The organism is uncultured Aquincola sp. (assembly GCF_964001545.1).
Taxonomy (GTDB): Bacteria; Pseudomonadota; Gammaproteobacteria; order Burkholderiales; family Burkholderiaceae_C; genus Aquincola.
Genome location: NZ_CAXFDV010000817.1, coordinates 17,095 through 27,593 on the forward strand (window position 1 = coordinate 17,095; position 10,499 = coordinate 27,593).

The window sequence follows — 10,499 nt, forward strand, 5'->3', positions numbered from 1 at the left end:
CGCTATTTCGGGGGGATTTCGGGATCAGCGCCGATCGGCCGTGGCGCAGTCATGCGGGCGGGCTGCCTTTGAGCCGGTGCTTACCAGGGCTTCCAGCGCCGCTGGGGTGTTTGCGGCACGGCGCCGAGCAATTGGATCGGCGGCAGTGCATGGGGCGCATTGTTCCTGGGGAAGCGCCGGCGCACTTCGCATTCCAGTTCGTGCGCGAGGCCGCGTGCGTCCTTCTCGCCGCGCAGTGCCCGTTGCCGCCAGTCTCGGGCCTGGGCCATCAGTTCATCGTCTTGTAGGGCTCGTATGTCCATGCCATTGCCATTTTGCCGATGGCTGGGTGGGTAGCTGTCCACGGGGATTTCATTGAAGTCATGTGGGCGTCCCCGGCCACCTGGGAGATGGCCGGTCGCGCTCTCGTGCTAGCGCATCGAGCCGCCTGCGGCGTCTCGCCCCCTTCGGGCTTCGATCGTTCCCTCACTCCGTTCGGCTGACGCCTCCGGCCCGGCTTCCAGCTTCGAGCCTGCGCGCTTCGCTTGCCGTGCGGTCGGCTTGTGGGATGGCCGTTGCCATGTCCAGTCCTCTTCCCTGACTTCATCACCTTGTCCGCGACTGTAGCCCGCGGCCGTGTGCCGTCAAGGCGCGCAGGGCCGTGTCCTCGGCTGCGCCTGCGGGCCGCCCCACCCTGCGCTTGTTTCCTTGACGGCCCCCGTCCGCGCGCTCCCTTTCGTCGCGGGCGATGAACTCAGGAAAGACGGTGGCAACAGGGCCAACCGGGTTCCTCGCGCCGACCGCACCGAACAGCCGAAAGGCTGGGCTTCGAATCTTGGAATCCGGTGTGCGGTTTTCTTCAACAGCCTTTTTGTTCAGGAGAAAGACCATGCAACTCGCATCCCGCTTCGCTTCCCATTCCCCCGCATTGCGCAGCGACTCCCCGCTGTCCGATGACCAGATCCGCCGCGTGGCCCCGTCCATCTTCGCGGATGCCCCCCATGAAAGCCGTTCCGAGCGGTACAGCTACATCCCCACCGCCGCCGTGCTGACCGAGCTTCGCAAAGAGGGGTTTCAGCCCTTCATGGTGTGCCAGACCCGCGTTCGCAACGAGGGCCGGCGCGAGCACACGAAACACATGCTGCGCCTGCGCCACGCCAACCAGATCAACGCCCGCGAAGCCAATGAAATCATCCTGCTGAACTCGCACGACGGCACGAGCAGCTATCAATTACTGGGTGGCATGTTCCGCTTCGTTTGCAGCAATGGCCTTGTCTGCGGCGACACCGTGGGCGATGTGCGCGTGCCCCACAAGGGCGACGTGGCGGGCCATGTCATCGAGGGCGCCTATCAGGTGCTGAGCGGCTTCGAGCATGCGCAGGAATCGCGCGAATCCATGCAGGCCATCACGCTGGATGCCGGGGAATCGGAAGTGTTCGCCCGCGCCGCGCTGGCCCTCAAGTACGACGACCCAACCAAGCCCGCGCCCGTCACGGAATCGCAAATCCTGATGCCGCGCCGCTTCGACGACCGCCGCCCCGACCTGTGGAGCGTGTTCAACCGCACGCAGGAGAACCTGACCAAGGGCGGATTGCATGGCCGCGCCGCCAATGGCCGCAGACAGCAGACCCGCCCCGTGCAGGGCATTGATTCGGACATTCGCCTGAACCGCGCCCTGTGGCTGCTGGCCGATGGCATGCGCGCCCTCAAGGCCTGACCCCCTCTGACGTGTTCCCCGCCGGAGGGGCGGTTTCCCCTCCATTCCCTTGTTTCACTTGATTGGAGATTCACCATGAACGCCGTTACTTACACCGAAGCTCAAGCCCTCGACAGCCGCGCAAACGTGCTGCAAGCCGCCGACCCGAGCAAGCACATGATTCTGGTTCCGCTGTCGCGGCTGGTGCTGCGCCCCACGGGCCGCAACGTGCGCAAGACCGTCCCGCGCATGTCCATCCCCGAGCTGGCCGCGAGCATTCAGCGCGTGGGCCTGCTGCAAAACCTGATCGTGATTCCCGCCGCCGATGACCTGCATTACGAGGTGGTGGCAGGTGGCCGACGCTTTGCGGCCCTCAAGCTGCTGGCAAAGAAGCACCGTATCGCCAAGGATTGGGACGTGCCTTGCCTGCAGGTGGCCGATGGCACGGCCCGCACCGCCAGCCTGACCGAGAACGTGCAGCGCGAAGCCATGCACCCAGCAGACCAGTTTGAAGCCTTCGCCGCGCTGGTGGCCGAAGGCCGACCGATTGAGGACATTGCGGCGGATTTCTCCGTTACGCCGCTGGTGGTGCAGCGCCGCTTGAAGCTCGCCAATGTCTCGCCGCGTTTGATGGAGGACTACCGGGCCGATGCCGTGAGCCTCGATCAGCTGATGGCGCTCTCCATCACCGACGACCACGCCGCGCAGGAATGCGCGTTCTACGATGCGCCGCAATGGCAGCGCCAACCCTCGCACTTGCGCGAACGTCTGACGGAGCGCGAGATTGACGCCTACCGGCATCCGCTGGTGCGCTTCGTCGGGCTGGACACCTACGAGCAGGCGGGCGGCGGCATCCGCCGCGACCTGTTCGCGGAGGGCGATGCAGGCGTGTACCTGACCGACGCCGCGCTGCTGGAACGACTGGCGCAAGACAAGCTGGCGGGCATCGCCGCAGAGGTGAAGGCCGAGGGCTGGGCTTGGGCTGATGCCACGCCGGGCGTGACCCATGCCGATCTGCACGCCTTCCAGCGTGCGCCGAGGGAGCGCCGCGAGCCGAACAAGCGCGAAGCACAGCGCATCGAGAGGCTGCAAGCCAAGATGCAGGAGGTGGCCGAAGCCATTGATGCCGCGACGGACGCCGACGACGAGGACAAGGCCGATGCGCTGCAAGAGGAAGGCGAGCGGCTGGGCGAGCAGTTGCAGGCGCTGGAAGACGGCTTGCAGGGGTACGGCGCGAACGTGAAGGCCGCAGCCGGGGCCATCGTCACCATCGGCCGCAACGGCGAGGTGGTGATTCATCGCGGACTGCTGCGCGAGGCCGAGGCCAAGGCACTGCGCACACTGGAGAAGCTGCGCCAAGGGTTCAGCGACCCAGATGCCGCGAACGATGACGAAGGCGAGGACGACGAGCCGCCCAAGGCAGCAGCGATTTCCGACCGACTGGCCCAGCGCCTGAGCGCCCATCGCACCGCCGCGCTGCAAATCGAGGTGGCCCGGCATCCGCAGGTGGCGGTGGCCGCGCTGGTGCATGGCATGGTGCAGACCGTCTTGCAGGGCCGCTACTACGGGCGCGACCTGCCGCTGGGCGTGAGCCTGAAAGTCCAAGACCGGCTGGACGGCATGGCCCCGGACTGGCCCGAGTCACCCGCCGCTGTGGCGCTGCGTGAATTGCAGCAGGCGTGGAGCGGCAAGCTGCCCGAGGACAGCGCCGAACTGTTTGCCGCGCTGCTGGCGATGGAGCAAGGCGAACTGGTCAAGCTGCTGGCCGTGTGCGTGGCTTCCACGGTGGACGTGGTGACGCCTCGCGCCACACCGCACCAGCCCGGCGAGGAACTGGCGCAGGCCGTGGGCCTCGACATGGCCGCATGGTGGCAGCCGACCGCCGAGGGGTATTTCAAGCACGTTCCGAAGGCGGCAGTTCTGCAAGCCGTGGGCGAGTACGCGCCCGATCAGGTTTCCCGGCTGGCGAAGCTGAAGAAGGCCGACATTGCCAGCGAAGCCGAGCGGCTGGCCGATGGCGCGGGTTGGATGCCTGCCATCTTTAAGGTCGAAGGCCCGCAGCAGGCAGTGAAGGAAAGCGCGCAGGAGGCAGGCCCGGAGCAGGACGCCCCGGAGGATGCCGAGGCAATGGCGGATGAACCCGCCGAGGCGCTGGCCGCTTGACCCACGCCGAAGGCAAGCGCCCCGGCTTCGACCGGGGCGCTTCGCTGCAAGGAGAAGCCCCCATGACCCGCACCACCACCAACCGCCCGCGCATGGCGGCGGTCTATGCACCCGGCACGGTGCGCGCCCGCCGCTGGCACGGCGATGGCGACGTGCGCGGCTACCGACCGCCCTCGGGCTGGTCGGCCCGCGCTGACCTCACCGACATACATCCCATCACGGGCCGCGCCTTGCCGCGTGCCGTGTGGTGGATCATCGAAACGAAGGAATGATCATCGTCAGCACCGCGCCCAGGCCGTTCCGCCCTGGGCGCGGTGAAACGCATAATCCGGGCGCGGCGGTGGCCGCGCCCGGTGTTGAAGCCGAATAGCCGGGGCATTACGCCGCCGCCTTCACTGGCACTCAGGCGGCGGCGTTGAAGGCATCGCTGTACTGCGCGATGCCTTCGGGCACTGGCCCATGGAAGGCCAGTGCGAGAAAATAGCCGGGCGGCACGCCCGGCAGTTGCAGGCCCGCATGGGCCTGGAAGCCAAAGCGCCCGTAGTACGCGGGCTCTCCGAGCAGCACACAGCCTTCGGCCTGCATGGCCCGCAGTTCAGACAGCGCCTGTTCCATCAGGCGCGAGCCGATGCCGTGCCCCTGCCTCTGCGGCAGGACGGAGATCGGCCCCAGGCCGCACCAGCCTTTGGCCTTGTGGCCGTGGTCGTTGGTGATAGTCACCGGCGACAGAGCCACATGGCCGACGACCTGGCCGTGTTCTTCGGCCACGATGGAAAGCGTCAGTTCGCTAGCGTCGCGCAATGCACGCACGATGAATTGCTCCGTGTGGCTGGTGTGCGGCGCATCGGCGAAGGCGGCAATGGTCACGGCCTCGATAGCGGCAATGTCGTTCGTGGTTTCGTGTCGTAGCTGGATGGTCATGGTGTTCTGCGTTCCCTGCTCAAAATATAGAACGGCCTGGGCGTGTCGGCGCGTAGCGCCGCCGGGCTTTCGGGCTGCGCCCCGTGCCGACTTCGCTGTCACGGCCATTCGGCTTCAATCCACTCACGCCTTCGCGCCTGCGGCGCTGCGCGCTGCGCTTGCCTCCGGGGGATCGGCGCAAGGCCCATCCCCGCCGCGCGAGCTTGGCGCCCCTCGATGCCGCCGAACCGTCGATGCCGGATCGGCCCGGCCAGCGCCCCGCCGCAATGGACGGAGCTGGCGAACACGCTGGTGCTTGCTGCGGCAGGTTGTGCGAATGCGTGCCGTCCTCAACGCTGGCGGTTCTCGCCCATCACGTCACGAAGGACGGTTCACGGACATCCCGCCCGGCATCGCTATGGAGCTTCCACGCCACGCCTCAAGACCGGCGCCGCAAGGTGCGGCCGGGGCGTTCTCGCTTGTCGTCGGATGGTTGACCTGGCCCGCGTCAGTGGGCGAGCCGGTGCTGCCTTCGTGCGGGGATGCCGAGCCGGCCCTGCCTCCTTTCGATGCGGTTCGGCCCAAGGCGTCCTTGTGTTGTTGTGAATCCTAGCGGTGGCGCGGCTGCGCCTCGGGCTTCATGGCTGCAACCGTCCGGCGAAAACAATTTCCCCTGCTTTGTCACTGCGTTCGGCGCATTCCTCGCGGGACAAATTCTTTTCGCCTCCCGGCTCTCCACTGCGTTGCGACCGCAAGCGGTGCAGCCCGCCCGTCCCCCGCCGGCCGGATCACAACAAGGACGCGATGGGCGCGAACCTTGTTCCACCAAAAGGAGTTTCATCATGGCCAACATCGGCACCTTCACCGCAGACAAAGACGGCTTCACCGGCACGCTTCGCACCCTGACGCTCAACGTCAAGGTCAAGCTGGTGCCCAACGACAAGGGGGACAACGAGAAGGCCCCGGACTTCCGCCTGCAGGCCGCCAGCCACGACATCGGCGCGGCGTGGAAGAAGACCAGCGAGGCCGGGCGGGAGTACATCTCCGTGACCCTCGACGATCCTTCGTTCCCGGCCACGGTCTATGCCCGCCTGATCGAAGGAGAGAACGGCACGCACGACCTGATCTGGTCGCGCAGCAAGCCCCAGGCGGCCTGACGGCCGCCAGCGCCCCGCCCACTGCGGCGGGGCGCTGTACTGCTTGGATCAGCAGACTGGAAGGCTTGGCTCTCCCAGCTTCGTGATGGTGGTGGTCGGGCAGCATCACCATGACTTCGTGTTGCCAGGGCGAATGCAGGGCGATTCGGCGCACTGCGCCGACCGGGCTTTGCGGGCTGCGCCCCATGCCGACTTCGCCGTCATGGCCATTCGGCTTCAATCCCTATCGCAGCTGCGCGCTTCGCTTGCCTCCGGGGGAAAACCCTGCGGCCTCTCCCCGCCGCGCGATGCTTGGCGCCCCTGAAGTCCCCGAACCGGCTGCACCGGATCGGCCACGCCAGCGCGGTCGCACGCTATGGCGTGTCACTCTTCTTCGCCACAGTCTCCAACTCCTGGCGCACCTGCGCCAGCAGCTGATCGACCTGCTGCAGGTCGTCGCCGGCATAGGCCAGCGTCAGCAGCGTGAGCGGGTGCACCTCCATGACCTCGCACAGCTCGGCCAGCTTGTTCAAGGTGGGGCTTTTGAGGTCGCGTTCCAGCGTGCTCATGTAGGTGCGGCTGGACACGTCCGAGAACGCTTCCTGGCTCAAACCACGTGCTTTCCTGATGGTCTTTAGTGCCTCCGACAATGTATGTTTCGCTGCCAACCCTGGATCTCCGCAAAATCCAAGATGACATCCGATTGAGCCCTATAGGGCTACAATCTATAGTGTTCAACTATGCCCGCCTGCCGCTTTCGTGCTTTTACGGAAATCCGTATCTGCAGCTTCTCACAGAAGCACAAAACCGCATCCGTGCCTTTCCACAAACCCGCCGATGCGGTTTTGCGCTTTCACGCTTCGGCGGTTTTGTGCGAATGAGGTAACGCCCATGAACCAACTCATGACCGAGGACGAGCGCAAGCAACTGCTGGAACACGGCCGGGTCCGGGCCGCTGGCCGGGCCATCGACCCGCTGCCCGTGGTGCGGTTGTTCACGCCGGACGCACACGCCACTTGGCTGCTGGTGTCGCTTGACCCCGCTGACGGCGATACGGCCCATGGCCTGATCGACTTGGGGATCAGCATGCCTGAGCTGGGCGAGATCAAGCTGTCCGACCTCGCATCCATCGTCGGGCCGAGCAAACAGCCCGTGATGCGAGATCGGTATTTCCGGGCGGTGCGCCCGTTGTCGGAGTACCTGCGGCTGGCCCAGGAGAACGGTTCCGTCCTCGATTGAGCCGTTCGCGCCACGGCCAAGCCGGGCGCATTGAGGCTATTTCGGTCTTGCTCCAGACCCGTCAGGTCTTAATCCGCACTGTTGCACCAAACCAGTGCCACCCTGACGCAAACGGTCATGACGCCAGCCGTGCCATCGGGCACGGTGGATAGCGCAGGAGGCCGCATTTCCTCGCGCGCCACCGTCGCATTCAGACGATCCGCGCAATCCATCGGATGCTTTTCGTCTTGACACGCAAGTTACTAATCTACCAGCTTATTCACGATTGGATGCTAGTTCGATGCGGTGACGTTGGCGTGTGAAACCAGTGACGGCCGTCCTGCTCTACGGGAGCTTGCGTCATGGCCGAACCGCACCACCTCGCGCACTGGTATCCGACCGCCGCCTACCTCTACGTCCTGTGTCTGGACACGCTCGCACTGGCCTGGGAGTACCTGCGCCGCCATCCCGACTACCGGATCGACTGGCTGCGCCGTGCGCGCTGCCCCGATGCCGCGCATCGCTGGGGCTTGCGTCTGCTGGAAGACCCGGACGTGGATGCGCGTGACGCGCATCCGGCCTGGCTTCCCGGCCATGGGGCCGTGGTGCAGCTTCACCCCGATGCCGATCCGCCTCCGGATGCCACCGCCTTCGCGTTCTGGCGCATCCCCGGCCACAAGCAGTTGCTGCACGACGGCAAGGGTCTGGCGCTGATCGCGCGCAGCCCCAGCCTTTGCCAGCGCTATGCGCTGGCGCCTGGCCTGGAGGACGGCATGGCCGTGGCCCATGCCTATCGTGGCCGTCACGCCGCCCCTGCGGCCCCTATGCCTGGTACGCCTGCGTCAATGGCTCGGCCCAGGCCACCGCCTGCGGCGCTGCTGGAGCTACACACCCTGCAGGCGCTCGACGCCACCCTGGCGGGCGCGTCCTTGCGCGACGTCGCCGAGGGCTTGTTCGGTGCGGACGCCGCAGCCGGCTGGTACAGCGACGGCGGCCTGCGCTCCAAGGTGCGCCGCCTGGTGCGGCGCGGCGATGCGTTGATGCGCGGCGGCTATCGCCGCCTAGCACAACTGCCGCCGCTTGAGAAGGGTCGTTTTGAAGAGAGCGCAAAACGACCCTGAGCAGGAGGGCTTCGTTTTCTGAGACTGCCTTCATCCGGTTGCGCTGTGTGGCCGGAGCCCTGCAACCGATGGAGGTTCTCACCATGCGTCCTGCTCCCTTGCGGCCTGCCGCTACTGTCTCGACCGCTGCCGCGCAGCCCCAACGCTATCTCACCAACGACGAAGCCGCCGAGTACCTGCGCCTGTCGCCGCGCACGCTGGAAAAGCAGCGCGTGCTGGGAGGCGGTCCCAAGTTCCGCAAGTTCGGCCGCCGCGTGATGTACGCCGTGGTCGACCTCGATGCCTGGGCCGCCGAGCGCAGCTTCGAGAGCACGTCCGAGCCCGAGTACGCCGAGCAGCATTCGGCGGACAGCCGTGCGCGCTGATCGCTGGCGCGCGGGTGGCCTTCGCCATGTCCAGCCCCGCGCTGCCCATGCGGCAGCGACCGATGCAAGAGCGCGAACAGCTCGATCTGTTCCGCGCCTTGCCGGGCGACATGGCGCCGCGCGACAGCCAGGACTTGATGGCCTTTCCGTTCTTCTCGCTGGCGAAGTCGCGGCGCACGGCGCCGATCGACTTCCGCGCCAGCGGCATCACGATCCGCGTGGAGGGCACGCAGGAGCATGGCATCGCCACGATTTGGGATGCGGACATCCTGATCTGGGCTGCAAGCCAGATTGTGGAAGCCCGCGATGCGGGCTTGCGCCCGTCGCGGCTGATGCAGGCCACGCCCTACGAGATCCTGCGCTTCATCGGGCGCGGTACGTCGCTGCGCGACTACCAGCGCCTCAAGGCGGCCTTGGATCGGCTGCAGTCCACGACCGTGGCCACGTCGATCCGCGAGACGACCGGGCGGCGCCTGCATCGCTTCTCATGGATCAACGAGTGGAAGGAACTGGCCGATGCCAAGGGCACCCCCTTGGGGCTGGAACTGATCCTGCCGGACTGGTTCTATGCGGGCGTGCTCGATGCTGCCCTCGTGTTGACCATCGACCCGGCGTATTTCCGGCTGACGGGCGGGATCGAGCGATGGCTGTACCGCCTGGTGCGCAAGCACGGCGGGCGACAGCCTGGCGGCTGGCAGTTCGACTTCCAGCACCTGTACCGCAAGTCGGGCAGCGTGGCGCGGTACTACGACTTCGCCGCCGACCTGCGCGCACTGGTGGTGCGGCAAGCCTTGCCTGGCTACCAGTTGGGCATCGAGTACGTCTCGGGCATTGCCTCGCCGCTGCTGACGTTCCGGCCCGTGCCGTCCACGGCACGGGGATAACTGCTGCGCAGCCTGTGGACGGACTCGTGCTATCAGGCAACAGAGGTATCGTGCTATCAGGCAACGAATCCTCGTGCTATCAGGCAACAAAACCGGCCGCAAAGCTAATACTGGCGCGGGTTTCGGCCTCTCCTAACTTCCCTAACTTAAATACTCTAACTGGTAGTAGCAGCGCCGCGCCTCGGTGGACAACCGCCACAGGACGCGAAGCGCAGCGGCAACAGGCGGGCTTTCCGACACGGAGGGTCCGGTCATGATCGTCGCGCTGCTCAACCAGAAAGGCGGCGTGGGCAAGACCACGCTCGCCACCCACATCGCCGGCGAGCTGGCGATGCGCGGGCAGTCGGTCATCCTGCTGGATGCCGATCCACAGGGCTCCGCGCTGGACTGGACACAGCGCCGCAGCCAGCAAGGTTTGCCAAGGCTATTTAGCGCCGTGGGCCTCGCACGCGAAACGCTGCACCAGGAAGCGCCAGAACTCGCCAGGCGGGCCGATCACGTCGTCATCGACGGGCCACCCAGGATCGCTGCCTTGGCGCGCTCCGCGCTGCTGGCGGCCGAGCGGGTGCTGATCCCGGTGCAGCCCAGCCCCTACGACCTGCGGGCCAGCGCCGAGATGGTGGCGCTGATCCGTGAGGCGCAGGTGTTCCGGCCTGCGCTGCGCGCGGCCTTCGTCATCAACCGGCGCGTGAGCACCACCGTGATCGGACGCGAGGCCCGCGGCGCGCTGGCCGAGCAGCCGCTTCCTGCGCTGCGCGCGGAAGTGCATCAGCGCATCGTGTTTGCCGACAGCGTGGCCGCCGGCCGGCTTGCACGCGAGACGGCGCCAGACAGCGCCGCCGCGCGCGAAATCACCGCGCTGGTCGATGAACTGCTGCGGTGGCCGTCATGAGCACTCCTGCCAGCAAGCGCACGGGCAAGCGCATCGGCATCGGCGCTCGCCCGCCCGCGAATCCGCACGCCGAGGCGTGGATTCGCCAGGGCAGTGCCGATGACCTCCAGAAAGGCGACCTCTACACGGCCCGCCTGACCCTCGA

General features: G+C 66.6%; 12 protein-coding genes and 1 pseudogene. 10 read left to right on the top strand and 3 right to left on the bottom strand.

The annotated features are described in order from the left end of the window. Window positions 1–80 precede the first annotated feature (80 nt). On the bottom strand, window positions 81–344 hold the full coding sequence (locus ABNT58_RS28385) for a hypothetical protein (protein WP_012204589.1): 264 nt from the start codon (window positions 342–344) through the stop codon (window positions 81–83). Window positions 345–868: 524 nt separating this feature from the next. On the opposite strand from ABNT58_RS28385, the gene ABNT58_RS28390 reads away from it, so the two are divergent. The 3 genes from ABNT58_RS28390 to ABNT58_RS28400 all read left to right on the top strand — a co-directional run bounded on the left by ABNT58_RS28390 (window position 869) and on the right by ABNT58_RS28400 (window position 4,110). Then, entirely contained in the window at window positions 869–1,696 is an 828-nt protein-coding gene (locus tag ABNT58_RS28390; RefSeq protein WP_003056211.1) for a DUF932 domain-containing protein, read from the top strand. Between the two features lie 75 nt (window positions 1,697–1,771). Then, complete coding sequence (locus ABNT58_RS28395) at window positions 1,772–3,838, top strand: ParB/RepB/Spo0J family partition protein (RefSeq protein ID WP_003056209.1); 2,067 nt, start codon at window positions 1,772–1,774, stop codon at window positions 3,836–3,838. Between the two features lie 62 nt (window positions 3,839–3,900). Next, window positions 3,901–4,110 (top strand): hypothetical protein, encoded by a 210-nt coding sequence (locus tag ABNT58_RS28400; protein WP_003056207.1) that lies wholly within the window; start codon window positions 3,901–3,903, stop codon window positions 4,108–4,110. A gap of 130 nt (window positions 4,111–4,240) precedes the next feature. Here the strand turns inward: ABNT58_RS28400 and ABNT58_RS28405 are convergent, their stop codons facing one another. Next, window positions 4,241–4,759, bottom strand: a complete 519-nt coding sequence (locus ABNT58_RS28405; RefSeq protein ID WP_011517543.1) for an N-acetyltransferase — start codon at window positions 4,757–4,759, stop codon at window positions 4,241–4,243. 821 nt (window positions 4,760–5,580) lie between these two features. Here ABNT58_RS28405 and ABNT58_RS28410 point away from each other — a divergent pair. After that, window positions 5,581–5,895, top strand: coding sequence for a DUF736 domain-containing protein (locus tag ABNT58_RS28410; RefSeq protein WP_003056203.1), 315 nt, complete (start codon window positions 5,581–5,583; stop codon window positions 5,893–5,895). Window positions 5,896–6,248: 353 nt separating this feature from the next. Here the strand turns inward: ABNT58_RS28410 and ABNT58_RS28415 are convergent, their stop codons facing one another. Continuing rightward, complete coding sequence (locus ABNT58_RS28415) at window positions 6,249–6,542, bottom strand: helix-turn-helix transcriptional regulator (RefSeq protein WP_003056202.1); 294 nt, start codon at window positions 6,540–6,542, stop codon at window positions 6,249–6,251. A 223-nt stretch (window positions 6,543–6,765) separates the two neighbouring features. On the opposite strand from ABNT58_RS28415, the gene ABNT58_RS28420 reads away from it, so the two are divergent. The 6 genes and pseudogenes from ABNT58_RS28420 to ABNT58_RS28445 all read left to right on the top strand — a co-directional run. Further along, complete coding sequence (locus tag ABNT58_RS28420) at window positions 6,766–7,113, top strand: DUF2958 domain-containing protein (protein ID WP_003056199.1); 348 nt, start codon at window positions 6,766–6,768, stop codon at window positions 7,111–7,113. Window positions 7,114–7,454: 341 nt separating this feature from the next. Continuing rightward, window positions 7,455–8,213 (top strand): DUF2285 domain-containing protein, encoded by a 759-nt coding sequence (locus tag ABNT58_RS28425; RefSeq protein ID WP_011517541.1) that lies wholly within the window; start codon window positions 7,455–7,457, stop codon window positions 8,211–8,213. Between the two features lie 83 nt (window positions 8,214–8,296). Further along, window positions 8,297–8,578 (top strand): helix-turn-helix domain-containing protein, encoded by a 282-nt coding sequence (locus tag ABNT58_RS28430; RefSeq protein ID WP_023123353.1) that lies wholly within the window; start codon window positions 8,297–8,299, stop codon window positions 8,576–8,578. A 26-nt stretch (window positions 8,579–8,604) separates the two neighbouring features. Next, window positions 8,605–9,462, top strand: a complete 858-nt coding sequence (locus tag ABNT58_RS28435; protein WP_011517539.1) for a replication initiator protein A — start codon at window positions 8,605–8,607, stop codon at window positions 9,460–9,462. Between the two features lie 253 nt (window positions 9,463–9,715). Further along, window positions 9,716–10,354 carry a ParA family partition ATPase gene (gene parA, locus ABNT58_RS28440; RefSeq protein ID WP_035884274.1) on the top strand — a complete coding sequence of 213 codons (639 nt, stop codon included), beginning with the start codon at window positions 9,716–9,718 and terminating at the stop codon, window positions 10,352–10,354. Continuing rightward, window positions 10,351–10,499, top strand: a pseudogene (locus ABNT58_RS28445) (chromosome partitioning protein ParB); the annotation flags it as partial. The gene parA and the pseudogene ABNT58_RS28445, both read left to right, overlap by 4 nt.